At 58.6% G+C, this 25,165-nt stretch carries 20 protein-coding genes and 1 pseudogene; 11 read left to right on the top strand and 10 right to left on the bottom strand.

Annotated features, from left to right (window positions below):
* Window positions 1-17: 17 nt before the first annotated feature.
* On the top strand, window positions 18-638 hold the full coding sequence (locus L0Z65_RS14205; RefSeq protein WP_405108573.1) for an RNA-binding protein: 621 nt from the start codon (window positions 18-20) through the stop codon (window positions 636-638).
* Window positions 639-646: 8 nt separating this feature from the next.
* The gene (infB, locus tag L0Z65_RS14210) at window positions 647-3,127 is read left to right on the top strand and encodes a translation initiation factor IF-2 (protein WP_096872936.1); all 2,481 of its coding nucleotides are present in this window, start codon (window positions 647-649) and stop codon (window positions 3,125-3,127) included.
* 405 nt (window positions 3,128-3,532) lie between these two features.
* Here infB and mutT read toward each other — a convergent pair whose 3' ends face one another.
* Genes mutT through L0Z65_RS14225 form a run of 3 tightly spaced genes read right to left on the bottom strand, consistent with a single transcriptional unit; the run spans window position 3,533 to window position 6,011 of the window.
* A complete protein-coding gene (gene mutT / locus L0Z65_RS14215) occupies window positions 3,533-3,931 on the bottom strand; it encodes an 8-oxo-dGTP diphosphatase MutT (protein ID WP_096872935.1) in 399 nt (132 codons plus the stop codon).
* On the bottom strand, window positions 3,928-5,157 hold the full coding sequence (gene argJ / locus L0Z65_RS14220; RefSeq protein ID WP_405108578.1) for a bifunctional glutamate N-acetyltransferase/amino-acid acetyltransferase ArgJ: 1,230 nt from the start codon (window positions 5,155-5,157) through the stop codon (window positions 3,928-3,930). The genes mutT and argJ overlap by 4 nt, the downstream gene beginning before the upstream one ends.
* Window positions 5,158-5,159: 2 nt before the next feature.
* Window positions 5,160-6,011: a peptidylprolyl isomerase gene (locus tag L0Z65_RS14225; protein ID WP_405108580.1), complete on the bottom strand. Its 852-nt coding sequence runs from the start codon at window positions 6,009-6,011 to the stop codon at window positions 5,160-5,162.
* A gap of 177 nt (window positions 6,012-6,188) precedes the next feature.
* Between L0Z65_RS14225 and secA the strand changes: the two genes are divergently transcribed.
* The 3 genes from secA (at window position 6,189) to L0Z65_RS14240 (ending at window position 11,546) form a co-directional block, all read left to right on the top strand.
* Window positions 6,189-8,888 carry a preprotein translocase subunit SecA gene (secA, locus tag L0Z65_RS14230; RefSeq protein WP_102898035.1) on the top strand — a complete coding sequence of 900 codons (2,700 nt, stop codon included), beginning with the start codon at window positions 6,189-6,191 and terminating at the stop codon, window positions 8,886-8,888.
* Between the two features lie 147 nt (window positions 8,889-9,035).
* Window positions 9,036-9,965, top strand: coding sequence for a hypothetical protein (locus L0Z65_RS14235; protein WP_405108585.1), 930 nt, complete (start codon window positions 9,036-9,038; stop codon window positions 9,963-9,965).
* Window positions 9,966-9,989: 24 nt separating this feature from the next.
* Window positions 9,990-11,546 carry a substrate-binding domain-containing protein gene (locus L0Z65_RS14240; protein ID WP_405108588.1) on the top strand — a complete coding sequence of 519 codons (1,557 nt, stop codon included), beginning with the start codon at window positions 9,990-9,992 and terminating at the stop codon, window positions 11,544-11,546.
* 4 nt (window positions 11,547-11,550) lie between these two features.
* On the opposite strand, the gene radC is transcribed toward L0Z65_RS14240, so the two are convergent.
* The 3 genes and pseudogenes from radC to dnaK form a co-directional block, all read right to left on the bottom strand.
* Complete coding sequence (gene radC / locus L0Z65_RS14245) at window positions 11,551-12,315, bottom strand: DNA repair protein RadC (protein WP_405108591.1); 765 nt, start codon at window positions 12,313-12,315, stop codon at window positions 11,551-11,553.
* A gap of 137 nt (window positions 12,316-12,452) precedes the next feature.
* Complete coding sequence (gene dnaJ / locus L0Z65_RS14250; RefSeq protein WP_102898031.1) at window positions 12,453-13,616, bottom strand: molecular chaperone DnaJ; 1,164 nt, start codon at window positions 13,614-13,616, stop codon at window positions 12,453-12,455.
* A 77-nt stretch (window positions 13,617-13,693) separates the two neighbouring features.
* Window positions 13,694-15,614, bottom strand: a pseudogene (gene dnaK, locus L0Z65_RS14255) (molecular chaperone DnaK).
* 213 nt (window positions 15,615-15,827) lie between these two features.
* Here dnaK and L0Z65_RS14260 point away from each other — a divergent pair.
* Window positions 15,828-16,430: an alpha-ketoglutarate-dependent dioxygenase AlkB gene (locus L0Z65_RS14260; RefSeq protein ID WP_162894096.1), complete on the top strand. Its 603-nt coding sequence runs from the start codon at window positions 15,828-15,830 to the stop codon at window positions 16,428-16,430.
* Window positions 16,431-16,449: 19 nt separating this feature from the next.
* Here the strand turns inward: L0Z65_RS14260 and L0Z65_RS14265 are convergent, their stop codons facing one another.
* Complete coding sequence (locus L0Z65_RS14265; protein ID WP_405108594.1) at window positions 16,450-17,271, bottom strand: ABC transporter permease; 822 nt, start codon at window positions 17,269-17,271, stop codon at window positions 16,450-16,452.
* A 134-nt stretch (window positions 17,272-17,405) separates the two neighbouring features.
* On the opposite strand from L0Z65_RS14265, the gene cysQ reads away from it, so the two are divergent.
* The 5 genes from cysQ to L0Z65_RS14290 all read left to right on the top strand — a co-directional run bounded on the left by cysQ (window position 17,406) and on the right by L0Z65_RS14290 (window position 22,228).
* Window positions 17,406-18,203 (top strand): 3'(2'),5'-bisphosphate nucleotidase CysQ, encoded by a 798-nt coding sequence (gene cysQ / locus L0Z65_RS14270; protein WP_102898029.1) that lies wholly within the window; start codon window positions 17,406-17,408, stop codon window positions 18,201-18,203.
* A complete protein-coding gene (locus tag L0Z65_RS14275; RefSeq protein ID WP_405108597.1) occupies window positions 18,203-19,003 on the top strand; it encodes a 3-deoxy-manno-octulosonate cytidylyltransferase in 801 nt (266 codons plus the stop codon). Before cysQ ends, L0Z65_RS14275 begins: the two co-directional genes overlap by 1 nt.
* Before the next feature lie 187 nt (window positions 19,004-19,190).
* Window positions 19,191-20,084 (top strand): UTP--glucose-1-phosphate uridylyltransferase GalU, encoded by an 894-nt coding sequence (galU, locus tag L0Z65_RS14280; RefSeq protein ID WP_405108600.1) that lies wholly within the window; start codon window positions 19,191-19,193, stop codon window positions 20,082-20,084.
* Window positions 20,085-20,181: 97 nt separating this feature from the next.
* Window positions 20,182-21,165, top strand: a complete 984-nt coding sequence (gene galE / locus L0Z65_RS14285) for a UDP-glucose 4-epimerase GalE (RefSeq protein WP_405108603.1) — start codon at window positions 20,182-20,184, stop codon at window positions 21,163-21,165.
* Window position 21,166: 1 nt separating this feature from the next.
* Complete coding sequence (locus tag L0Z65_RS14290) at window positions 21,167-22,228, top strand: glycosyltransferase family 2 protein (protein WP_405108606.1); 1,062 nt, start codon at window positions 21,167-21,169, stop codon at window positions 22,226-22,228.
* 3 nt (window positions 22,229-22,231) lie between these two features.
* On the opposite strand, the gene L0Z65_RS14295 is transcribed toward L0Z65_RS14290, so the two are convergent.
* Genes L0Z65_RS14295 through L0Z65_RS14305 form a run of 3 tightly spaced genes read right to left on the bottom strand, consistent with a single transcriptional unit; the run spans window position 22,232 to window position 25,052 of the window.
* Window positions 22,232-23,047 (bottom strand): ABC transporter permease, encoded by an 816-nt coding sequence (locus tag L0Z65_RS14295; protein ID WP_014876330.1) that lies wholly within the window; start codon window positions 23,045-23,047, stop codon window positions 22,232-22,234.
* Window positions 23,044-23,925: an ABC transporter permease subunit gene (locus L0Z65_RS14300; RefSeq protein ID WP_040178925.1), complete on the bottom strand. Its 882-nt coding sequence runs from the start codon at window positions 23,923-23,925 to the stop codon at window positions 23,044-23,046. Before L0Z65_RS14300 ends, L0Z65_RS14295 begins: the two co-directional genes overlap by 4 nt.
* Complete coding sequence (locus L0Z65_RS14305; RefSeq protein ID WP_405108611.1) at window positions 23,925-25,052, bottom strand: ABC transporter ATP-binding protein; 1,128 nt, start codon at window positions 25,050-25,052, stop codon at window positions 23,925-23,927. The genes L0Z65_RS14300 and L0Z65_RS14305 overlap by 1 nt, the downstream gene beginning before the upstream one ends.
* Window positions 25,053-25,165 lie beyond the last annotated feature (113 nt).

Below are 25,165 nucleotides of genomic sequence, written 5' to 3' on the forward strand. Positions count from 1 at the left end.
TCGCAGCGAGGGTAGCAATGGCACGCGGTGGCAGTGACAAAGACCGGTCCGACGGACCGGAGCGAAAATGTCTGGCGACAGGCGAGATTCAGCCCAAGGAAGGGCTGATCCGCTTTGTTGTTGGTCCTGAAGGTCAGGTCGTCCCTGACGTGATGGGGAAGTTGCCCGGGCGCGGGGTCTATGTGACCTCAACCGAGACTGCGCTTCGCACCGCGATAAAGAAGAAACTCTTTGCGCGCGGCTTCAAGGCGCCGGTAACGGTGCCTGATGGGCTGGAAGATGAAATCAAAGGTCAGGTGCTGCGGCGCCTGATCGAACTGATCAGCCTGGCGCGCAAGTCGGGCGATGCGGTCTCTGGCTATGAGAAGGTCAAGGACTGGCTGGCTAAGGAACATGCTCGTGTCTTGATTCAGGCTTCGGATGGATCGGGACGGGGCAAATCAAAATTAAGCACGCCGCACCGTGGGAAATTCATCGGATGCCTCACTGCGGATGAGCTGGGCATGGCCTTTGGGCGCCAAACTGTGATACATGCGGCGCTGGCCTCTGGTGGACTCGGCAAACGTGTTGTAGAGGAAGCGCAACGACTACAAGGTTTGCGCGAAACGGTGGGCGGCAAGGGCCGCACGGAAGGATAAAGAGCTTTATGAGCGATAGTGACGGCAAAAAGACGTTGGGTCTTCGTGGTGGGTCCCGGCCCGGGAATGTGAAACAGAGCTTCAGCCACGGTCGGACCAAGAATGTCGTGGTGGAAACCAAGCGCAAACGCGTTGTGGTCCCCAAGCCGACCGCGGCAAAAGGGGGCTCCGGTGCGACGCCCTCCGGCGACGCATCGCGGCGTCCGGCTGGCATCAGCGATGCAGAGATGGCGCGCCGCCTGAAGGCGTTGCAGGCCGCCAAGGCCCGCGAAGTGGAAGAAGCGGCACAGCGCGAAGCTGAGGAGAAGGCCCGCGCTGAAGAGCGTGAGCGCCGCCGGGCTGAGCAGGAAGCCAAGGAACGCGAACAGCGCGAAGCTGAAGAGCGCGCCCGTCAGAAGGCCGAAGACGAAGAGCGCAAGCGCGTCGAAGCCGAAGCCGCTGCAAAACGCGCAGCCTCTGACGCTGAAAAGAAAAAATCTGAACCAGCCTCGGCACGCCCGGCCCCCGGCCCGTCCTCGCAGCCCCGCAAGGGCGACCGCGATCGCGACGACCGGCAGAACCGCAATGCCAAAGGTCGCAATGATGGTGGCGGTCGCCGCTCCGGGAAACTGACACTTGGTCAGGCCACCGGTGGCGAAGGCGGTCGTCAGCGCTCCATGGCGTCAATGAAGCGTAAGCAGGAGCGTGCGCGTCAGAAGGCGATGGGCTCGGTTGAGCGTGAGAAGGTAATCCGTGACGTTCAGCTGCCTGAGGCGATTGTTGTCTCTGAGCTGGCCAACCGGATGGCGGAGCGTGTCGGCGAAGTTGTGAAATCGCTGATGAACATGGGCATGATGGTCACGCAGAACCAGACCATTGACGCCGATACCGCTGAGCTGATCATCGAAGAATTCGGCCACAAGGTTGTGCGCGTTTCCGATTCGGATGTCGAAGACGTCATTAAAGAGGTCGACGACAAAGACGAAGATCTGCAGTCGCGTCCGCCTGTGATCACCATCATGGGTCACGTTGACCACGGCAAAACCTCGCTGCTGGACGCAATCCGTGATGCGCGGGTTGTTGCTGGTGAGGCCGGTGGCATCACCCAGCACATTGGTGCCTATCAGGTGAAAACCGAAGGTGGCGCCGTGCTGAGCTTCCTCGATACACCGGGTCACGCGGCCTTTACCTCCATGCGGTCGCGTGGGGCGCAGGTCACGGATATCGTGGTCTTGGTTGTTGCTGCGGATGATGCTGTGATGCCTCAGACGATTGAAGCGATCAACCACGCCAAGGCGGCGCAGGTACCGATGATTGTCGCGATCAACAAGATCGACAAACCGGCAGCTGACCCGAACAAGGTCCGTACCGATCTGCTTCAGCACGAAGTGATCGTGGAAGCCATGTCCGGTGAGGTTCAGGATGTCGAAGTCTCTGCCGTCACCGGCCAGGGTCTTGACGAGCTGCTGGAAGCGATTGCGCTGCAGGCGGAAATTCTGGAACTGAAAGCCAACCCTGATCGTGCCGCGCAAGGTGCCGTGATCGAGGCGCAGCTGGATGTGGGCCGCGGCCCCGTTGCCACCGTTCTGGTTCAGAACGGGACGCTGCGTCAGGGCGATATCTTCGTTGTGGGTGAGCAGTACGGTAAGGTCCGTGCGCTGATCAACGACAAGGGTGAGCGCGTGAAGGAAGCTGGTCCCTCGGTACCGGTTGAGGTTCTTGGCCTCAACGGGACACCCGAAGCGGGCGATGTTCTGAACGTGACCGACACTGAGGCGCAGGCCCGTGAGATCGCCGAATATCGTGAGCAGGCGGCGAAAGACAAACGCGCTGCTGCGGGTGCTGCGACCACGCTGGAACAGCTGATGCAGAAGGCCAAGGAAGACGAGAACGTCTCCGAGCTGCCCATTCTGGTCAAGGCTGACGTGCAAGGCTCCGCCGAAGCTATCGTTCAGGCGATGGAAAAAATTGGCAACAACGAGGTGCGCGTACGCGTGCTGCACTCAGGCGTGGGTGCGATCACCGAGACCGATATCGGTCTGGCCGAGGCCTCCGGCGCGCCGGTCATGGGCTTCAACGTCCGTGCCAACACATCGGCGCGGAACTCCGCCAACCAGAAGGGTGTGGAGATCCGTTACTACTCGGTCATCTACGACCTTGTGGACGACGTGAAAGCTGCTGCCTCTGGTCTGCTGTCCGCAGAAATCCGCGAGAACTTCATTGGCTACGCCGAGATCAAGGACGTTTTCAAAGTGTCCAACGTGGGCAAGGTTGCGGGCTGTCTGGTCACCGAAGGTGTGGCACGCCGCTCCGCCGGGGTTCGTCTGCTGCGCGACAACGTCGTGATCCACGAGGGCACACTGAAGACCCTCAAACGCTTCAAGGACGAAGTGGCTGAGGTTCAGTCGGGTCAGGAATGCGGCATGGCGTTTGAAAACTACGATGATGTCCGCAAGGGCGATGTGATCGAGATCTTCGAGCGCGAGGAAGTGACCCGCACGCTCGACTGATCGGCAGTTCGACGATGAAAATAAAAAAACCCCGGCCAATCTGGTCGGGGTTTTTTGTGGCAGGTTTGGGGGAGGACAAACCCGCCAAGGAGGGGCTGTGTTGGTGCCGTCAGGCCGCGCGGCTGACGGGTTCACCTTCGTAGGTTTTGTTGCCGACGCGGACTGAGATCTTCCCATTGGGCAGGCTTCGGACAAACGTGCCCTGTATAAAAATGAACGCGCCCTGTTTGATTGTTCGGATCATGATCGCTGCCACCTTTGGTCGCCAAGACTTCAGTAAGTTACTCCCGCTTGGCTCTCAGGGTTGACGAAAAACGTTAACGATTGATTGACGCGAGGATCGAAGCCCCGCCACAGAAGCTGGCGGAGCCACGCGATCGCGACATGAAACAGGGGAATTCCGAGCTACAGCCAGTCGCGCAGAATCGGGATCAGTGGAATGTCGGCGGCTGGCATCGGGTAGTCCCGCAGGTTCTGCGCGCGCACCCACTTCAGGGTTTGCCCTTCTTTGGCTTGTGGGATGCCTTCCCATTTTCGGCAGGCAAACAGGGGCATCAGCAGATGAAAATCATCATAGCTGTGGCTGGCAAACGTCAGCGGCGCCAGGCAGGATTCCCAGGTGTTGATGCCAAGCTCCTCTTCCAGTTCACGGATCAATGCGGCCTCTGGGGTTTCGCCCGCTTCCACCTTGCCGCCTGGAAATTCCCATAGGCCTGCCATGGATTTCCCTTCCGGGCGTTGCGCGAGCAGCACACGACCTTCGACATCAATCAGGGCGACGGCGGATACAAGAACCATCTTCATGACCGGTAATCCGCGTTGATGGAAATGTACTGATGGGTCAGGTCGCAGGTCCAGACGGTACTCTTCCCTTCCGCCAGTCCCAGATCAACCTTGATGACAATCTCTGTTTTTGCCATCTCGGCGGCGCCGTCGGCCTCTTTGTAGTCAGGCGAAACCCAGCCTTTTTCAGCGACCAGCACCTCTCCGAAGGAGATCGACAGTTTGTCCCGGTCGGCAGCAGCTCCGGATTTACCGATGGCCATCACCACGCGGCCCCAGTTGGGATCCTCTCCCGCGATGGCGGTCTTCACCAAAGGTGAATTTGCAATCGAGAGGCCGTGGACCTTGGCGTCGTGATCATTCATCGCGCCTGTGACTTGGATTTCGACAAATTTGGTCGCGCCTTCACCATCACGAACCACCTGATGCGACAAGTCCAGCATCACGCCGTCCAGCGCGAGGGCGAAATCTGCATTGCCGGTTACATCAACGCCAGCGGCGCCAGAGGCACAGAGCATCAAACTGTCAGAGGTCGAGGTATCGCTGTCCACAGTGATGCAGTTGAACGTGCGATCGCAGATCTGCGACAGGAGGGCTTGCAGGTCTTCCTGTGCGATCTTTGCATCAGTGAAAATGTAGACAAGCATGGTGGCCATATCTGGCGCAATCATGCCGGAGCCTTTGGCAATCCCCGCAATAGAGACTGTTTTACCGTCGACCTCAACCGTGGCGCTAGCCCCTTTGGCGAAGGTGTCCGTCGTCATGATGGCTTCGGCAGCGCCTTCAATCGCGGACCCGTCCAACCCGTCGTTCAGGGTCGCAATCTGCGACACGATCCGATCATGGGGCAGCGGTTCACCAATGACGCCGGTGGAGGCGGTGAACACCCGTGCTGCCGGAATACCCGTGATATCCGCAACCGTGCGGGTAATCTCAGCAACGGAGGTCTGGCCATAGTGCCCGGTAAAGGCATTTGAATTGCCTGAGTTAACCAGAATGGCAGCGCCATGCGCGGTGTCATTGTCGTTTGAGGCCAGTTTTGCCTGACAGTCCAGAACCGGGGCAGAGCGGGTCGCGGACCGGGTGAACACGCCTGCCACGGCGCTGCCCGGATCCATCACGGCGAGCATCACATCTGTGCGATCTTTGTATTTTACACCAGCCGCAGCGGAAGCAAATCGAACCCCAGCGATTTGCGGAAGCGTGGGAAAATGATCCGGTGCAAGCGGAGAACGGGGCAATGCCATTGTCAGTTCCTTACCAGATCGAGGTTTTTCAGGATTGAGGGATCCAGATCTTCGATTTCCGGGCGTTCAATGGTGGCGGCTGTGGTCAGAGAGAGCACGCGCTCTTCTACCGCGTCCTGACGCATCTGCGTCGCCAGTTCTTCGCGAACCTCATCAAAGGTTGGCGCAGCGGAAGTACGCCGATCATTGAGCTTGATCACGTGCCAGCCAAATTGGGTCTGAACTGGAGCGGAGACATCGCCCGCCCCCATCACCAGAACCGCTTCCTCGAATTCCGGGACCATGCGGCCCTTGCCGAACCAGCCCAGCTCACCGCCGTTGGGACCGGACGGGCCGGTGGAGCGTTCGCGCGCCAGTGTGGCGAAGTCTGCGCCGGCATCCAGTTCAGCGCGAATTTCGGCGGCATCTTCTTCGGTCTCGACCAGAATATGCGAGGCGTTGAATTCATCGCCGCCTGTGCCGTCGGTATATTTCTCATCATAGGCCGCGCGCAGATCTTCGTCCGAGGCTGCGTTTTCCATGACCTTTTCAATGACATCTGCCGCCAGCAGGGACCGCGCCTCGTTCTCCAGCGACAGAGCCACGTATTTCGGCACCTCGCCATTCAGCTCCTGCTTCAGACTGGTCTGCTGGATCAGCTGATCCAGGATTGCATCATAGAGAACATCATCGGGCAACTGCTGATACTGCTGGGGCAATGTCGCACGGGCAATGATCATGTGACCGATTGTGATCTCTTCACCGTTTACCGTAGCCACCACCGTGTTGGCATGGGGTTCAGCAGTTGCGGACATGGGCAGTGTCAAAGCGGCTGCCAGGGCCAGTCCTGACAAATAAGTGAGACCTTTGCGCATTGAATTCTTCCTATTATCTGGCCACGGCGAGGCGTAGCGTTGACACTGTATTTGCGGGACCTTACATCGCCATGAGGCCTTTGGCAGGACCGCTGTTCCATCATTGTTTATGGGTTGCGAGCGGGGCGGGCAAGCCTGCCAACGCCAGGGGTCAATGACAGGACGGTTGGAGAACACATGCTGGGTATCGGAACACTCGCCAAAAAGGTTTTCGGCACGCCGAATGACCGCAAAATCAAGGCGACACGGCCGCTGATTGCCAAGATCAACGCGCTGGAGCCCGAGTTCGAGAAACTCAGCGATCAGGATTTGCAGGACAAGACCGCCGAGCTGCGCAAACGCGCGCTGGACGGGGAAAGCCTGGATGACCTGCTGCCAGAGGCGTTCGCCAATGTACGCGAAGCGGCGCGCCGGGCGTTGGGTCTGCGGGCCTTTGACACCCAGCTGATGGGTGGCATCTTCCTGCATCAGGGCAATATCTCTGAGATGAAGACCGGCGAGGGTAAGACCCTTGTTGCGACCTTCCCGGCCTACCTCAATGCGCTGACCGGCAAGGGTGTGCATGTTGTCACGGTCAACGAATACCTAGCCAAGCGCGACAGCGAATGGATGGGCAAGGTGTTTGCACAGCTGGGCATGACCACCGGTGTGATCTGGTCGGGTCAGCCTGACGCCGAAAAAATGGCTGCCTACCAGAGCGATGTCACCTATGCGACCAACAACGAGTTGGGCTTTGATTATCTGCGGGATAACATGAAGCCGTCGTTGGATCAGGTGTTCCAGAAACATCATAACTTCGCGATTGTGGATGAGGTAGACTCCATCCTGATCGACGAGGCCCGCACGCCGTTGATCATCTCCGGCCCGGCGGAAGACCGTTCCGAACTCTACTCTACCATCGACAAGCTAATCCCGCTGCTGAGTGATGATCACTACGAGCTGGACGAGAAAACCCGCGGCGTCACCTTCACCGAGGATGGCAACGAATATCTCGAACAGCAGCTGATCGCCCATGGTTTGCTCGAAGAGGGTGCGTCGCTCTATGATCCTGAGAGCACAACAGTCGTGCATCACGTCAATCAGGCCCTGCGCGCGCACAAGCTGTTCCAGCGCGATAAGGACTATATCGTGCGTGATGGTGAAGTGGTCTTGATTGATGAATTCACCGGACGGATGATGGCGGGCCGCCGTCTCTCCGAGGGTCTGCATCAGGCCATTGAGGCCAAGGAAGAGGTGAAGATTCAGCCAGAAAACACAACGCTGGCTTCCGTGACCTTCCAGAACTACTTCCGCCTGTATGGCAAGCTGTCCGGCATGACCGGTACCGCAATGACCGAAGCCGAAGAATTTGCCGAAATTTACGGGCTTGGTGTTGTCGAAGTGCCAACCAACCGTCCGATTGCACGCAAGGATGAGGACGATCAGGTCTATCGCACTGCGATGGAAAAATACCAGGCGATGATCAATGAGACCAAGAAAGCCCATGAAAACGGGCAGCCGGTTCTTCTGGGCACCACCTCGATTGAGAAATCTGAACTGCTCAGCCAGCTTCTCCAGAAGGAGGGCATCAAACACAACGTGCTGAACGCCCGCCACCACGAGCAGGAAGCACAGATCGTCGCTGATGCCGGTCGTCTGGGGGCGGTGACCATCGCCACCAATATGGCGGGCCGGGGCACCGACATCAAACTGGGCGGCAACGTTGAGTTTAAGGTGCTTGAGGCGATCGCAGAGACCCCTGATGGGGACCATGAGGCCATTCGCGCCCGCATCGAAGAGGCGCATATCGCCGATGAGGAAGCCGTCAAACAGGCCGGTGGTCTGTTCGTCATGGCCTCTGAGCGTCACGAAAGCCGTCGCATCGACAACCAGCTTCGGGGTCGTTCTGGCCGTCAGGGGGATCCGGGCCGCACGGTGTTCTACCTCAGCCTTGAAGATGACCTGATGCGGATCTTTGGGTCTGAGCGGCTGGATAAACTGCTCTCAACCCTGGGCATGAAGGAAGGCGAAGCGATTATTCATCCGTGGGTGAACAAATCTCTGGAGCGCGCGCAGGCGAAAGTCGAAGGCCGCAACTTCGACATGCGCAAGAACGTGCTGAAATTCGACGATGTCATGAACGACCAGCGCAAGGTGATCTTTAACCAGCGTCGTGAAATCATGGCGGCTGAGGATCTCTCGGAAATTGTCGCTGACATGCGCCACGAGGTGATCGACGACCTGCTGGATGTACACATGCCCGCCAAGACCTACGCGGATCAGTGGGACAGCGAAGGGCTGCAGGAGCAGGTTCGCGAGAAGCTGGGTCTGGATGTTCCAGTTGTGGATTGGGCCGCTGAAGAAGGTGTCGACGACGAGCAAATTCGCGAACGTCTGGTAGAAGTCAGTGACGCAAAAATGGTTGAGAAGACCGAAGCCTTTGGCCCGGAAACCATGCGCAACATCGAAAAACAGGTTCTGCTGCAGACAATTGATGCGAAATGGCGCGAACATCTGCTGACGCTGGAGCATTTGCGCTCCGTCGTGGGTTTCCGTGGCTACGCGCAGCGCGATCCGCTCAACGAGTATAAGAACGAGAGCTTCCAGCTGTTCGAGAATATGCTTGATACGCTGCGGGAAACCGTCACTCAGCAGCTGGCCCATGTACGCCCGATCAGCGAAGACGAGCAGCGCCAGATGATGATGCAGATGGCCACGCAACAGGCCGAACTGCAGAAGGCTGCGGCGGGTGGTAGTGCTGCAGCAGCGCTGCAAGAAGCACCAGCAGATGGTTTTGTCGAGGACGATCCGTCCACTTGGGGCAATCCATCACGTAACGATAAATGCCCCTGTGGCTCCGGCAAGAAGTTCAAACACTGTCACGGCAGCCTCAGCTGAGGTTTCGAGGCGGAAGTATTTGGCGACAAAATTCGGAGAAATCAGTGACAATTGCACGGTTTCGCCAGATTCTCTGCAAGGGGCGGCCATCAATTGGCCGCCTTTCTGCGTCACGGTTCCTTAACCTTTTTGGGTAAGGAGTCGGTAATGATCAGCAAACGCACAGCCCTGATGAGCGCGGCGACCCTCTGTAGCGCCCTGGCGATTGGTCTTGCTATGCAGCATACCGCTGGCCCGTCGCGGACGGCGGCAGCGATGGTAATTCCTACTCCCGATCCAGCAGGCATTGCGGAAACAGCGCTACCTGAACTGCCGACGGATGCTCCGCTTCAGATTGACGCCATCAGCCTGACGGCAGCAACACCCGAGGCAGATGACAGCGACGCTCGGCAACTCCTGCGTCAGGATCCCGAAACCTCCTGCGAGATGACGGCTGAGGCGGTGCCCAGTCCGATGGCTGAGGTTCGGTTGACGGTGTTGTCACTGTGTCGGCCGGGCGAACGTTTGACCATTCATCACAATGGGATGATGTTCTCCAGCCGGCTGGATGCAACGGGCGCGCTGACGGTGCAGATCCCAGCTCTGTCGTCTTCCGCGGTGTTTATCGTTGAACCCAAAAGCGGTCGTGGCGCGGTGGCGACAACATCGGTTCCGGATCTGGATCTTGTCAGCCGGGTCGTGCTGCAATGGGCGGGCAACAGCGGGTTTGAATTGCACGCGCGGGAATTTGGCGCGGGCTATGGCAGTGCCGGTCACGTTTGGCATGGCGCCGATCTGACGGCGGGGCGTGGAAGCGTCGTGCAGCTTGGTGACGCCACGCAGTTGGCCCCGCGTTTGGCGGAGGTCTATAGCGTGCCACGTCTTGGCGGCGAGCAAAGCGGTGCGATTGATCTGACGGTGGAGGCCGAGGTGACAGCAATCAATTGTGGTCGTGATGTTTCGGCGCAGACGCTGGAATTGCGCGATGGGAGATTGCGGACCCGTGACCTGACCCTGGCAATGCCGGATTGTGCTGCCACAGGTGACTTTCTTGTGTTGAATAATCTTCTGGAAACCCTGAAAATCGCCGCAAATTAACTCGCGGTTTATTCAGGATTTCTCATGGCTTTGTTTCGTGCGGCAATATGCGCTGCACTCTTTCTTGTCACCGGGATCCTGCCGCTGAAGGCGCAGGACGTGACACTTTCGTCGCCGGATGGAGCTGTTGAGATCACCGGGAATATTCTGGGGTTCGATGGCGAATTCTATCGCGTGGATACCAAATTTGGAGAGCTGACAGTCGACGGCTCCGGGGTGAGCTGCGAGGGGCCGGGCTGCCCCAGCCTGTCAGATTTCGTAGCAGAGATCAGCCTGTCGGGATCCTCGACCATGGCAGAGGTCCGCTTGCAAGCCCTGATCGAGGGGTTTGCGCTGCGAAACGGGTTTCAGACACGGCGCGATCCGATGCCTGACAATAATTTCGACTATGTCCTGCTGCGTGATACTGGACGGGTTGCGGCGAGGTTCAGCTTCTTTGTCAGCAACACGGACGAGGGATTTGCCGACCTCCTCGCAAATGAGGCCGACATTGTCATGGCCTTGCGTGAGATTCGCAGTGCCGAGCGTGAGCGGGCCCGTGAGGCGGGGATGGGCGACATGACCGGCGCGCAGCGTAGCCGCGTTCTGGCTCTGGATGCGATGGTGCCGGTTGTGGCACCGGGCAATCCCGTCCGCTCAATCTCGGTCGCAGATCTCGCAGGGGTGCTGTCTGGTAACCTCAGCAATTGGTCGGAGCTGGGGGGGCCGAATGCGCCGATTTCACTTCATCTGCCGGTGGCAGGCTCCGGCCTGGCGCAGGCTATCTCGGACCGGTTGGAGACGCCGAACATAGCGGCACTGGGGACCCGCCTGCGGCGCCACGATCGTGGCAGTACTCTGGTGCGCGTGGTTGCAACGGATCCCTTTGCGCTTGGGCTGGCCAGTTTCGCCGAGACATCGACTGCGCGGGTCCTGACCTTACGAGGCGCCTGCGGGTTTTCGCTGCGCGCCAACCGCCGTTCGATCAAGACCGAAGATTATCCGCTGACCGCGCCCATGTTTCTTTACCTGCCGTCCCGGCGGCTGCCCAAACTGGCGCGGGATTTCCTAAGCTATGTGCGTGGTCCCGGTGCGCAGATCGTGATTCGCAGGGCTGGCTTCGTCGATCAGGCGCCCGAGCGCATCTCCATGAACGTACAGGGCGACCGCCTGGCCAATGCGATCACCGCGGCGGGGTCGGAGGTGCCGCTGGAGGAGCTTCAGCGGCTTGTCTCTCGTTTGGATGGCTTACAGCGTCTGACCACGTCTTTTCGGTTTGAGCCGGGCTCGACCCGCCCGGATGCGCAATCGAGGAGCAATATCACGCAACTGGCGCGCTCGCTGGAGGCGGGTGCTTATGATGCGCGGGAACTGGTTTTTGTTGGCTTCTCAGACGGGGATGGACCGGCGAGTGGGAATAGAGCCATCGCCATGAAACGTGCAGAGGCGGTGCGTGACGCTGTGATTGCAGCTGCGGAAACGGCGAATTTGGAGCGTACAGAAATTGAGATTGCAGCATTCGGTGAAGCGCTGCCAATGGCCTGCGAGGATCAGCGGTGGGGCCGTCAGGTAAATCGCCGGGTTGAGGTCTGGGTGCGTTAGCCAGCTATAGGTACCCCGCCGACCGAAAGCTGAGTTCGCTGGATTTGCCGATGATCAGATGATCATGCAGCACGATATCCAACGCGGCGAGGGCGCGGGCAACCCGGTCGGTCATTTCAATGTCGCTGGGCGATGGTGTCGGATCGCCTGATGGATGATTATGCACCAATATCAGGGCACTGGCGCTGATCTCCAAGGCACGCTTTGCGATTTCGCGTGGGTAGACAGGCACATGGTCGACGGTGCCTTTGGCCTGTTCCTCATCCGCAATCAACGTGTTCTTACGATCAAGATATAACACCCTGAATTGCTCAGTTTCGCGGTGGGCCATGACCGTATGGCAATAATCCAGCAATGCGTCCCAGGAGGACAGGATGTGGCGTTGCAGGGCCTTTGCGCGGGCCATGCGATGGGCGGCGGCCTCCAGCACCTTAAGATCGGTGATCACCGCGTCGCCAACTCCTGCAATCTGGGAGAGCCGTTCGGGGGGCGCTGTGATCACGCGGTTGAAATCGCCAAAACTGTCAAGCAACTGACGCGCTAGCGGTTTCACATCCCGGCGCGGGATAGAGCGGAACAGCACAAGTTCCAGCAACTCGTAATCCGGCATCGCGGCGGCACCCCCTGTCATGAACCGGTCTCGCAGTCGGGCGCGATGATCCTTGATGTAGGAGGGGGGCGATGGTGGTTTTGCGGAAGGTGCAGTGAGTTCTGCGCTGTCTGGAAACAGCGGCAGAGAGACGTCCTCGAATGCGGGCTCCTTGGGCATGACGCAATGCTCGCGCCATCAGGGTTGCGAAAGGGTTAATCCGTCAGGTCAAAGCAGTCCGGTACCAAAAAACCATCAAAAAAAGCGCCCCTTTTGAGGGCGCTTTATCTTGGTCTAATGGGGTGAGCGAGCTGGTCTTAGCCTTTCATCCCGTCCCAGAAACTTTTGACTGAGGAGAAGAAACTCCGCGATTCCGGGTTGGTGTTGTCCTCGGAAAGATCCTCGAATTCCCGCAGCAGCTCTTTTTGCCGGGAGGTGAGGTTCACCGGGGTTTCCACCGCCAGTTCGATGAACATGTCGCCGGTTGCCCCACCGCGCAGCGCAGGCATACCTTTGCCGCGCAGGCGCATCTGGCGGCCAGATTGACTGCCTTCGGGGATCTGAACCCGCCCGCGACCACCGTCGATGGTGGGCACTTCGATCGCTCCGCCAAGGGCGGCCTTGGCCAAGGATACCGGGACGCGGCAATAAAGATTGTTGCCGTCGCGTTCAAACAGTTCATGCGCAGCCACTTCTACGAAGATGTAGAGATCACCGGGCGGGCCGCCACGCATACCGGCCTCACCTTCGCCAGCAAGACGGATGCGGGTGCCGGTTTCCACGCCAGCAGGGATATTCACCGACAGGGAGCGATCTTTCTCGACGCGACCGTGGCCCTGGCAGGATTTACAGGGATTCTTGATGATCTGGCCAAGGCCGGAACACGTGGGGCAGGTGCGCTCCACCGTGAAGAAACCCTGTTGCGCGCGCACTTTGCCCATGCCGGAGCAGGTCGGGCAGGTGGTTGGCTCCACGCCGCCTTCGGCGCCAGTGCCCTCGCAGGACCCACAGGCCACAGCAGTCGGCACGTTGATGGTTTTGTGCATCCCTGCAAAGGCATCCTCGAGCGAGATGCGCAGGTTATAGCGCAGGTCGGAGCCGCGCGCGGCCCGTTGCCGTCCGCCACCCTGACCACCACGACCACCCATGAAGTCGCCGAACAGATCGTCGAATACATCGGAGAAAGCAGAGGAGAAGTCACCGCCGCCAAAGCCCTGGCCGCCCTGACCACCGCGCTGACCGCCGCCCATGCCGTTTTCAAAGGCCGCGTGGCCGTAGCGGTCGTACGCGGCCTTCTTCTCTGGATCTTTTAGAACATCGTAGGCCTCATTGGCCTCTTTGAACTGCCCCTCGGATTCGGGATTGTCCTTGTTCCGATCGGGGTGCAACTCTTTGGCCTTCTTGCGAAAGCCTTTCTTGATTTCATCGGCGGTGGCCCCTTTGGACACCCCGAGAATGTCATAGTAATCTCGTTTGGACATCGGAATACCCTTCTTGCCGCAACGAAAGCGGGCTAGGCCCGGAGTTCGGACCGGCCCGCTCTGGCCAAAATCAGACCTTAACGCTTGTTGTCGTCCAGATCTTCGAATTCGGCATCGACAATGTCATCATCACCGGGGCCTGCCGCATCGTCTGCGGCGGTAGGTTCATCCGCAGCCTCTTCTTGGCTCGACTTGTAGATCGCCTCACCCAGCTTCATCGCAGCTTCGGTGACGTTCTGAACGCCGGATTTGATCTTCTCGGCGGTGGACTTCTCATTCTCGAGATCGTCCTTCAGTGCGGCAATCGCCAGTTCGATGGCTTCGATGGTGGTCGGATCCACCTTGTCGCCATGCTCTTCCATCGATTTCTCGGTGGAGTGGATCAGGCTTTCGGCCTGGTTCTTGGCTTCGATCAGCTCGCGGCGTTCCTTGTCCGCCTCGGCATTGTCCTCGGCATCCTTGACCATCTTTTCGATATCGTCATCGGACAGACCACCGGAGGCCTGAATGGTGATGTTCTGCTCTTTGCCGGTTGCCTTGTCCTTTGCGCCGACCGAAACGATGCCGTTGGCGTCGATGTCAAAGGTGACTTCGATCTGCGGCATGCCGCGCGGTGCGGGCGGGATGTCTTCGAGGTTGAACTGGCCGAGCATCTTGTTGTCAGCCGCCATCTCGCGCTCACCCTGGAACACACGAATGGTCACGGCGTTCTGGTTGTCTTCCGCGGTAGAGAACACCTGGCTCTTCTTCGTCGGGATGGTGGTGTTGCGGTCGATCAGACGGGTGAACACACCGCCGAGGGTTTCGATGCCCAGCGACAGCGGCGTCACGTCGAGCAGAACCACGTCTTTCACGTCACCCTGCAGAACAGCCAGCCTGAATGGCGGCACCCATGGCAACAACCTCATCCGGGTTCACACCCTTGTGCGGCTCTTTACCGAAGAATTTGGTGACCTCTTCGATGACCTTTGGCATGCGGGTCATACCGCCAACCAGAACAACTTCGTCAACGTCAGATGCGGAGAGGCCCGCATCCTTCAGCGCAGCGGCACAAGGCTTCATGGAGGCTTTGATCAGATCGCCAACCAGGCTTTCCAGCTTCGCACGGGTCAGTTTCATGACCATGTGCAGCGGCTGGCCCGAGGACGGATCCATCGAGATGAACGGCTGGTTGATTTCGGTCTGGCTGGAGGAGGACAGCTCGATCTTGGCTTTTTCAGCGGCTTCTTTCAGACGCTGCAGGGCCATCTTGTCCTTGGTCAGATCGACGCCGTGCTCTTTCTTGAACTGCTCCGCCAGATAGTTGACGATGCGCATGTCAAAGTCTTCACCACCGAGGAAGGTGTCACCGTTGGTGGATTTCACCTCGAACAGGCCGTCGTCGATTTCCAGGATGGTCACGTCGAAGGTACCGCCGCCAAGGTCATAGACCGCGATGGTTTGGGTTTCTTCTTTGTCCAGACCATAAGCCAGGGCGGCGGCAGTCGGCTCGTTGATGATGCGCAGCACTTCAAGGCTGGCAATTTTGCCTGCATCCTTGGTGGCCTGACGCTGAGCGTCGTTGAAGTAGGCAGGCACGGTGATGACGGCCTGGGTTACTTCTTCGCCGAGGTAGGATTCGGCGGTCTCTTTCATTTTGCCCAGGATGAAGGCGGAGATCTGCGACGGGGAGTATTTCTCACCCTTGGCTTCGACCCAGGCGTCCCCGTTGCCGCCGTTGATCACGGCGAAGGGCAGGTTTTTCTTGTCTTTGGCCAGATCGCTGTCGTCGAACCGGCGACCGATCAGGCGCTTCACGCCAAAAACGGTGTTGTCCGGGTTGGTGACGGCCTGACGTTTGGCCGGTTGGCCCACCAGACGTTCATCGTCGGTGAAGGCTACGATCGACGGCGTGGTACGGGCGCCCTCAGCGTTTTCGATAACGCGAGGCTGCGAGCCGTCCATGATGGCCACACAGGAGTTGGTGGTCCCGAGGTCGATTCCGATAACTTTGCTCATGTTCGATCCCTTTTTTACTTTCTAAGGCGATTACCCGAGGTCTGAACCCATTTTGGCATTCCGGCCCCGATTCAGTTGCGGTTTGGTCTGCACCTCACCGCTTCCCGGCGTATATAGGGAGCGTAAATGCCCCCTGCAACCGCCAGATCGCGTCCTGTTTCGCGAATTACAGCGGTTTTTGACAGGGGAGCGGTTAAGAACGGGCTAACAGTGATGATGAAGTTGCGATTGCGGGGGTTTGAGCTGACAAAACCCCTTCTGGATATGGACGGGCAGCAGCGGCTGATTGAGTGCCTGCGTCCGGTTCTGCGCGCCGCACCGCTGTTTTCACCCGAGGTGCCCGGTGGTGGGAAGATGTCTGTGCGGATGACGTCGGCCGGGGACTATGGCTGGGTCAGTGACCGGGACGGGTACCGGTACGAAGAGCGCCATCCGGCCGGGCGCCGCTGGCCTGAGATCCCAACAGAGATCCTGGACATCTGGCACGCGACGACCGGTTTGGAGCGGCGCCCTGATTGCTGTCTGATCAACTATTATGGCGAAGGGGCTCGGATGGGCTTGCATCAGGATAAGGATGAGGCGGATTTCTCCTATCCGGTGGTGTCAATCTCTCTTGGCGACGATGGTCTGCTGCGGATTGGCAATCAATCGCGCGGTGGCAAGACTGATACAGTCTGGCTGAATTCGGGCGATGTGGTTGTGATGGGCGGGGATGCCCGGCTGACTTATCACGGGGTGGATCGCATTCGGTTCAAATCCTCACGTCTGCTGCCAAAAGGCGGGCGGATCAATCTGACCCTGCGCGTGGTGACCTGAATGGTGGGCTCTCCGTGGTCTAGCGCTTAGCTCCCCAACTGATCGAGGCACGGCGGCGCGTGTAAAACTCCCCCATCAGGCCAATCATGATCAGTATCAGGGCGACCCAGCAGGCATATTGCCAATTGCTGAAATGCGGATTGTAGTTGATGAACACAAACCCGCGGGCCTGATCAATGCAGTGAAACAGCGGGTTCCAGTCAAACATCGACAGCATGAAACTGGGCAGGGTATTGGCCAGAAACATCTTGCCCGAGGCGATCATATTGGCTCGCTGATAGATCGTGGAAATAATGCCCACGGTCCCTGGTGACCATGGTTTCATCACCAACAGGATCAGGCCAACAGCCGCACCTGTAATCCACGACAGCAAGACCATGCCAAAGGCGGCGATGGGCTCTTCGATTTCAATCGGGGTGAAGGCGACGTGATAAACAAACAGGATGATCAGCATCGACAGCACCTGAATGTAGAGAGAGCCGAGCGCTGCTGAAAGAATGGCAACAATTGTGTTCATTGGCGCATGTTGCATCATTGGGCTGCTCGGCCCCTCGGCGCCTGAGACAGCCGCGACAGCCTTGGTGTGGGTCAGAAACAGAAAGACGCCTGACATGACATAGAGCAGGAAATCACCACGAATGGCTGCGCCGCGCAAACCAAGCAATGAGAACATCAGATAAAAGACAACGACGAACATCACGGCCTGCGTCAAATTAAGGGCAAGCGCCATGAAGGCATTGTTATGCTTGGACCGCACACTGCGCGCCACGGAATGAAACACCACCTCACCCATGGCGATGAGGCTGCTGAGGGGGGACCGTTTGTGGCGCTGCTCGAACATAAAGTTGCTTAGCCTGACCTGCTTTAGGTGAAACTCTGCTTATCGTTACCACGGAAATCTTGCTGTTCCCTTTCCCCGCGACCATAAGGGGGACAACTGCTGTAATCAACCAAACCCGGTCAGGGAGAGCGTTTGTGACATATGATGACCTTATTCCGGTGATCCGCCGATTGGCGATCGAAGCCGGAGAGAAGATCATGGAGATCTACAACTCGGATGAATTCGAGGTGAAGGTGAAGTCGGATGAAAGCCCGGTCACCGCCGCCGATGAGGCCGCAGATGCACTGATCTCCGCCGGGCTTCGGGCGGCATTTCCGGATGTAATGCTGGTCACCGAAGAACAGGCCGACTCGCATAGCAAGAGCGGCGACACCTTCCTGATCGTTGACCCCTTGGATGGAACCAAGGAGTTCATCCATCGCCGCGGTGACTTCACCGTCAATATCGCACTGGTCGAAAACGGCGTGCCGACCCGCGGTGTGGTCTATGCTCCGGCGCGGTCGCGAATGTTCTTCACCTTGGCGGATGGCTCTGCGGTTGAGGAAACCGGTGCGTTTGATCCCACAGCCATTGGAGAGATCAAACCCATTCGCGTTGCAGATAGCGACAATGATGCATTGATGGTGGTTGCCTCCAAATCGCACCGCGATCAGGCGACTGATGACTACATCAATAAATATGCGGTGAAAGACAGCAAAAGCGCAGGCTCGTCGTTGAAGTTCTGTCTGGTCGCCACCGGGGAAGCCGATCTGTACCCACGGGTTGGCCGCACCATGGAATGGGACACCGCAGCTGGTCATGCCGTTCTGGGGGGCGCCGGTGGTCAGGTGGTGCGTTTCGATGACCACAGCCCACTCACCTATGGCAAGGAAGGATACGCAAATCCCTTCTTTATTGCCTATGCGCCGGATGTGGAGCTGAAGAAAGCCTGATGTCCGTTCTGATTGTCATCCCCGCCCGTTTCGCCTCCACACGGTATCCTGGCAAGCCGCTTGTTGCCTTGACCGGTGCCAGCGGAGAAAGCCAAACGCTGATTGAACGATCCTGGCGCGCTGCCATGGCGGTCAATGGTGTCGACCGTGTTGTGGTGGCCACCGATGATGAGCGGATTCGCGACGCTGCGACAGGGTTTGGCGCTGAGGTGGTTATGACTTCCGAAAGCTGCGGCAACGGGACCGAGCGCTGTGCGGAGGCGTTGGCCAATCTTGGCGGTGGCTATGATATCGTCGTGAACCTGCAAGGGGACGCGCCGCTGACGCCGCATTGGTTTGTTGAAGATCTGATCTCGGGTCTGCGCGGTGCCCCTGACAAGGGGCTGGCAACACCGGTGTTGCGTTGCGATGGGGCGACGCTGAACAGCCTGCTGGCCGACCGTAAGGCCGGTCGCGTCGGAGGCACCACGGCTGTGTTCGGGCGGGATAACAACGCGCTCTACTTCTCGAAGGAAGTGGTGCCGTTCACCTCGACGACGTATGAGGCCGATCAGGACACCCCGGTGTTCCATCACGTCGGGGTCTATGCCTACCGGCCAGACGCGCTGAGTGCTTATCCAGGGTGGCCTGTCGGTCCCCTTGAGACGCTGGAGGGGCTGGAGCAGCTGCGCTTCCTTGAAAATGGTCGCAAGATCCTCTGCGTTGAGGTCGAGCCGCGCGGACGTGAATTCTGGGAGCTGAACAACCCCGAAGACGTACCGCTGATTGAGGCGATGATGAAAAAGATGGGTCACAAATAGGCCTGAATTGTCGATAAAATGAAACATCTTATGGAAGGTCGTGAGCGAAATGTGACTGGGGGTATATTTTCTGAATTGCCTGCGGAATACTTGGGCTTAGCCTTTCGAGGCAGGTTTTGTCACCAAATCGGCCACCACTGACAAACCGCATCAGAACGGTTTGAGAATTAGACAATGAGAGTGCGATATGCGTAAAAAAGTAACGAAGGCAATTTTTCCGGTGGCCGGTCTTGGAACGCGGTTCCTGCCAGCCACCAAATCTGTTCCCAAAGAAATCATGACGCTGGTAGATCGTCCGTTGGTCCAATACGCCATTGATGAGGCGCGTGAAGCTGGGATCAAGGAATTCATCTTTGTCACCTCGCGTGGCAAAGGCGCGCTTGAGGACTATTTCGACCACTCGCCCATGCTCGAACAGGAGCTGCGCAAGAAGGGCAAGGACGACCTGCTGGATATCCTGAAGGCGACCAATATGGACTCCGGTGCGATTGCCTATATTCGTCAGCATCAGGCGCTGGGTCTTGGCCATGCGGTCTGGTGCGCGCGCCGCCTGATTGCGAATGAGCCCTTTGCGGTGATCCTGCCCGATGACGTGATCGCGGCGGAAACGCCCTGCCTCAAGCAGATGGTGGAAGCCTATGAAGAAACCGGCGGCAATATGGTTGCGGCCATGGAGGTTCCGCCGGAGCAGACATCCTCCTATGGCGTGCTGGATGTGCGCGATGACATGGGATCGGTCGTGTCCGTGAATGGCATGGTCGAAAAACCCAAATCTGAAGAGGCGCCATCCAATCTGGCGGTGATTGGCCGCTATATCCTGGCGCCTTCTGTGCTGCGCAATCTCAACAAGAAAAAACAGGGCGCTGGCGGTGAGATCCAGCTGACTGATGCCATCGCGGAAGACATTGCCGCTGATGTTCCAGTCTATGGCTACCGGTTTCGTGGTCAGCGATTTGATTGCGGGTCCAAGGCGGGCTTTTTGCAGGCAACGGTTGCTTTCGCGCTGGCGCGCGAGGAGCTGCGTGATGATCTGATGTGCTATATCAATCAGATTGCCCAAGTCGATAAGGCGGCGCAATAAGACCTGCCACTTCGCCGCGATGGGCGAGGATTGGTGACATGTGAATTTTGGGTGGCCGGGCAGCAACGTCCGGCCTTTTGATCAGGAAAACGCTGTTTTGACATATGTTCTGGTGACCGGTGGGGCTGGTTATATCGGCTCCCACGCTTGCAAGGCGCTGCGCGCGGCTGGGTTCACGCCCGTGACCTACGACAATCTGGTAACAGGCTGGCAGGACGCGGTGAAATTCGGTCCCTTCGAGAAGGGGGATCTGAGCGATCGCGCGCGATTGGACGAAGTTTTTGCCAAGTATCAGCCTGCGGCGGTTATGCATTTTGCCGCGCTGAGCCAGGTCGGCGAAGCCATGAGTGAACCTGGCCGCTACTGGGCCAACAATGTAGGTGGCTCGCTGACGTTGATTGAGGCTGCGGTCGCAGCCGGTTGCCTCGATTTCGTCTTTTCCTCCACCTGTGCGACCTACGGTGAGCACGACAATGTGGTGCTGGACGAAAGCACACCGCAGGTGCCTTTGAATGCCTACGGTGCCTCCAAACGCGCGGTTGAGGATATTCTGCGCGACTTTGGCGCGTCGCACGGTCTGCGATCGGTGATCTTTCGGTATTTCAACGTGGCGGGTGCTGATCCGGAGGCTGAGGTGGGCGAATTCCATCGCCCTGAGACTCACCTGGTGCCGCTGGTTCTGGATGCGATTGACGGCAAACGCGATGCGCTGACCATTTTCGGAACCGATTACGACACGCCGGATGGGACTTGCGTACGCGATTACGTGCATGTTTGCGATCTGGTTGATGCCCATGTTCTGGGTCTCAACTGGCTGAAAGATGGTAAGGGCAGCCAAGTCTTCAATCTGGGGACAGGCACCGGGTTTTCTGTGCGCGAAGTGATGGACAAGGCCGAAGCGACAACCGGCAAATCTGTGCCGCATTCCATCGGGCCGCGGCGTGCCGGGGATTGCACCAAACTGGTCTCAGGCTCTGTGCGGGCGGCAACGCTGCTGGGGTGGGAGCCGACCCGGTCCGACCTTGAGACGATGATTGCGGATGCCTGGGGCTGGCACAAAGCTGGCGCATACGAGCGCTAGGGTGACGGGGCCTGTTTTGGCTCCGGGCTCTGTGCCGCTGCCGGAGATTTCACTGGCGGCGGCCTATCGATTGAGGTGGCAGCGCCGTCGGCTTCTCTGGCGGGCATTTCGATCACGCCACCAACTGCACAGGGTGACGGATCATACCGCCATCCTGCCAGACAACGCGCTGATCGCCATCACAGTGCTGCGGAACGAGGCGACCCGGATCCCCTTTTTCCTGCAGTATTACCGTGAGTTGGGTGTTGATCACTTCCTTATTGTCGACAACGACAGCGACGATGGGGGCGCGGAATATCTTGCCGCCCAGCCCGATGTCTCGCTCTGGCACACGACCGCCAGCTACCGTGATGCGCGGTTCGGTCTGGACTGGGCGACCTGGCTGCAGATCCGCCACGGTCACCGTCGTTGGTGCCTGAGCGTTGACGCAGATGAATTGCTGGTGTTCGGCGGCGATGCGCAACACGGTTTGCGCGGATTGACCCATTGGCTGGACCGTCAGGGCAGAATTGGCTTTGGCGCGCTGATGCTGGATCTTTTCCCCAAGGGGCCGCTGGGAAAGGTGAACTACTCGCCCGGCGATGATCCCCGCACTGTGTTGCCGTGGTTTGATCCCGGCCCTTATCGCATTACGCGTCAGGCACCGCGCGGCAATCTGTGGGTGCAGGGCGGCACGCGGGACCGGGTGTTTTTCGCTGCTGAGCCGCAGCGGGCACCGACGTTGAACAAAATCCCGTTGATCAAATGGGATCGCCGCTACGCCTACACCAATTCCACCCATGCGGCGCTGCCGCGACGGCTTAATGCGCTCTATGATGGACCGAACGGTGTGCTGCCATCCGGGGCGCTTCTGCACAGCAAATTCCTGCCCGAGATCGCGGAGAAAGCGCGGATCGAAAAACAGCGCGGTCAGCACTTTGGCCAGCCGCATCAGTTCGAAGGCTACTACGATCAATTGGCGGCTGGGCCGGACCTCTGGCACGACAAGGCGTTGCGCTATGAGGGGCCGGATCAGCTTGAGGCGCTGGGGCTGGCCCGCGCCCCGGAGTGGGACGCGGACTGATGCTTAGCTGCGTTCGGCGTTTTGCTCATCGCGGCGCTGGCGTACCAGCTGGCGTTTGGTGACCAGCGAGGCAGTGACTACCCCGACGGTTACAATGGCGATCATGATCGTGGAAAGCGCGTTGATCTCCGGGCTGACCCCCAGCCGCACGGCTGAGAAAATCTTGATCGGCAGGGTCGTTGCGGCTGGACCGGAAGTGAATGACGCGATCACCAGATCGTCCAGCGACAGAGTAAAGGCCAAGAGCCAGCCAGAGATGACCGCAGGTGCGATGATCGGCAACGTCACAAGGCGGAATGCCTCAGCCGCGGAGCAGCCCAGATCCAGCGCAGCCTCTTCCAGCGACCGATCAAAGGTCACCAGCCGTGACGACACGACAACCGAGACGTAGCACATTGAAAAGGTCGTATGTGCCAGCACGATGGTCATCACGCCGCGATCCAGTCCGATGCCGATGAACAGAAGCAGAAGCGACAGGCCGGTGATCACCTCTGGCATAACCAGCGGCGCATAGATCATGCCGGAAAACAGCGTACGGCCCAAAAACCGCCCGCCGCGCACCAGAACATAGGCCGCCATGGTGCCCAGAACCGTCGCGATGGTCGAGGACATCACAGCCACCTTCAGCGTTACCCAGGCCGCATTCAGAAACGCCTCGTTCTGCAACAATTCACCATACCATTTGACGGAGAACCCCGCCCAGACGGTGACCAGTTTGCTTTCATTGAAGCTGAAGATGATCAGGATCACCATCGGGATATAAAGAAACGCAAACCCCAGTGTCAGCGAAACGGTGTTGAACCAGCTCAATCGGGTCATTGGTCCGCCTCCTGTTGTTTCTGCTGGTTGCGCTGGAACAGCACGATGGGCACGATCAGGATCAGCAGGAGCACAACCGCCACCGCTGACGCCACCGGCCAGTCACGGTTAGAGAAGAACTCTTCCCACAGCACTTTGCCAATCATCAACGTGTCAGATCCACCCAGCAGTGATGGGATCACAAATTCGCCCAACGTCGGAATGAAGACGAGGAAACAGCCCGCGATAATACCTGCGCGGGACAGGGGAATAGTGACTAGCCAGAAGGCCTCCATGCGCGAGCACCCCAGATCTTCGGCAGCCTCAATGAGCGAGCCATCCAACCGTTCCAGCGCAGAATAGATCGGCAGGATCATGAACGGCAGATAAGTGTAGACGATGCCGATATAGACAGCGGTATTGGTGTTCAGGATCGTCAGCGGTGTATCAATCAGCCCGGCCCATATCAGGAACTGATTCAAAAGACCCTCGTTCGACAGGATTCCCATCCAGGCATAGACCCGGATCAGAAAGCTGGTCCAGAACGGCAGGATCACCAGCATCATCAGCGTTGGGCGCCATTCCGAAGGCGCGCGTGCCATGCCGTAGGCCATCGGATAGCCGACCAGCAACGTCAGAATTGTTGAGACGACCGCAATGCGCAGCGAGCTGAGGTAGGCTTTCCAGTAGAGATCATCCTCGGTGAGCCACGTGAAATTCTCAAAATCAAGATCCGCAAGGAAGGCGCCGATACCGGTGACCCAGTCGAACTGCGGCATATAGGGCGGGCGCGCAACGGCGGCATCCGACAGCGAGATTTTGAAGACGATGGCGAAGGGCACAAGAAACAGCGCCAATAGCCAGGCATAGGGTATGGCGATCAGGATGAAGCGGCGCATCAGTTCGCCAGCAGAACACCGGCGGTGGCTGTCCAGGACAGCCAGACCGGGTCTTCCCAGGTAAAGGCGCGGCGTGCAATGCGACGGGTATTGGCGGCCTGTGCCTTGATCACCGCACCGGAGGGCAGCTCAACATGATAGGTGGAGATATTGCCAAGGTAGGCGATATCGAGAATGCGCCCCTGCACCGTGTTGTCAGCCTCCGCCGGGCGCTCCGCGCTGATCGTGACTTTCTCAGGGCGGATCGCCAGATGGCAGTCCTGCCCATCGGAGAAGTATGCCTGACTTTTGACCGTGAGCGGGGCGGCGCCGTCTTTCCAGTTGACCGCGTATTGTTCGGGGCCGGTGGGGGTGGCTGTGCCGCCGATGATGTTCACATCGCCGATGAAATCCGCAACATACAGAGAATTTGGGGTCTCATAGATCCGGTCTGGCGTGGCCACCTGCACGATCCGACCATTGTCCATCACCGCCACGCGGGAGGCGACAGTCATCGCCTCTTCCTGATCATGGGTGACAATGACAAATGTGGTGCCGGTTTTTTCCTGAATATCCATCAGTTCAAACTGGGTATCCTGGCGCAGCTTCTTGTCGAGCGCGCCGAGCGGTTCATCCAGCAGCAGCAGTTTCGGAGCTTTTGCCAGCGACCGGGCCAAGGCAACCCGCTGACGTTGGCCACCGGAGATCTGGTGCGGTTTGCGACGGGCGAATTTCTCAAGCCGGGTCAGCCGCAGCATTTCCTGCACCCGTTCGGCGATGTCATGCTTGGGCTTATTCTCGCGCTTCAGTCCAAAGGCGATATTGTCCCAGACGCTCAGATGCGGAAACAGCGCGTAGGACTGGAACATCATATTCACCAGCCGCTTATTCGGGGGGACCGGGGCAATATCCTGACCTGAAAGGAAAATCTTGCCTTCGGTTGGGGTCTCAAACCCGGCAAGCATCCGCATCATTGTTGTTTTGCCACAGCCCGACGGGCCAAGCAGGGCAAAGAACTCTTTCTCGTAAATCCCGAGCGTCAGATCATCAATGGCGGTGAACTCGCCAAAGCGTTTGGTGACGTTCTGGAATTGGATCAGGGGCTTGGCCTCCGGATCGTTCCAGGGTTCAAAAACAGGAATGGTCACGCGAGCCCCCAATAATAGACACAGGTTGTGGAACGGGCACGGAACAGCTGCCGACGTCCCCAAAAGGTAAAACGCGGGGCACATACGATGCCCCGCGTGATCAGCAGTGCCGG

The organism is Phaeobacter sp. BS52 (genome assembly GCF_045040595.1).
Lineage (GTDB): Bacteria > Pseudomonadota > Alphaproteobacteria > Rhodobacterales > Rhodobacteraceae > Phaeobacter > Phaeobacter piscinae.

Excerpts from the sequence above, each read along its gene's own strand:
- L0Z65_RS14205 (WP_405108573.1), top strand. The coding sequence starts at position 18 with ATGGCACGCGGTGGCAGTGACAAAGACCGGTCCGACGGACCGGAGCGA.
- infB (WP_096872936.1), top strand. The coding sequence starts at position 647 with ATGAGCGATAGTGACGGCAAAAAGACGTTGGGTCTTCGTGGTGGGTCC.
- mutT (WP_096872935.1), bottom strand. The coding sequence starts at position 3,931 with ATGAAGATGGTTCTTGTATCCGCCGTCGCCCTGATTGATGTCGAAGGT.
- argJ (WP_405108578.1), bottom strand. The coding sequence starts at position 5,157 with ATGGCATTGCCCCGTTCTCCGCTTGCACCGGATCATTTTCCCACGCTT.
- L0Z65_RS14225 (WP_405108580.1), bottom strand. The coding sequence starts at position 6,011 with ATGCGCAAAGGTCTCACTTATTTGTCAGGACTGGCCCTGGCAGCCGCT.
- secA (WP_102898035.1), top strand. The coding sequence starts at position 6,189 with ATGCTGGGTATCGGAACACTCGCCAAAAAGGTTTTCGGCACGCCGAAT.
- L0Z65_RS14235 (WP_405108585.1), top strand. The coding sequence starts at position 9,036 with ATGATCAGCAAACGCACAGCCCTGATGAGCGCGGCGACCCTCTGTAGC.
- L0Z65_RS14240 (WP_405108588.1), top strand. The coding sequence starts at position 9,990 with ATGGCTTTGTTTCGTGCGGCAATATGCGCTGCACTCTTTCTTGTCACC.
- radC (WP_405108591.1), bottom strand. The coding sequence starts at position 12,315 with ATGCCCAAGGAGCCCGCATTCGAGGACGTCTCTCTGCCGCTGTTTCCA.
- dnaJ (WP_102898031.1), bottom strand. The coding sequence starts at position 13,616 with ATGTCCAAACGAGATTACTATGACATTCTCGGGGTGTCCAAAGGGGCC.
- L0Z65_RS14260 (WP_162894096.1), top strand. The coding sequence starts at position 15,828 with ATGATGAAGTTGCGATTGCGGGGGTTTGAGCTGACAAAACCCCTTCTG.
- L0Z65_RS14265 (WP_405108594.1), bottom strand. The coding sequence starts at position 17,271 with ATGTTCGAGCAGCGCCACAAACGGTCCCCCCTCAGCAGCCTCATCGCC.
- L0Z65_RS14275 (WP_405108597.1), top strand. The coding sequence starts at position 18,203 with ATGTCCGTTCTGATTGTCATCCCCGCCCGTTTCGCCTCCACACGGTAT.
- galU (WP_405108600.1), top strand. The coding sequence starts at position 19,191 with ATGCGTAAAAAAGTAACGAAGGCAATTTTTCCGGTGGCCGGTCTTGGA.
- L0Z65_RS14295 (WP_014876330.1), bottom strand. The coding sequence starts at position 23,047 with ATGACCCGATTGAGCTGGTTCAACACCGTTTCGCTGACACTGGGGTTT.
- L0Z65_RS14300 (WP_040178925.1), bottom strand. The coding sequence starts at position 23,925 with ATGCGCCGCTTCATCCTGATCGCCATACCCTATGCCTGGCTATTGGCG.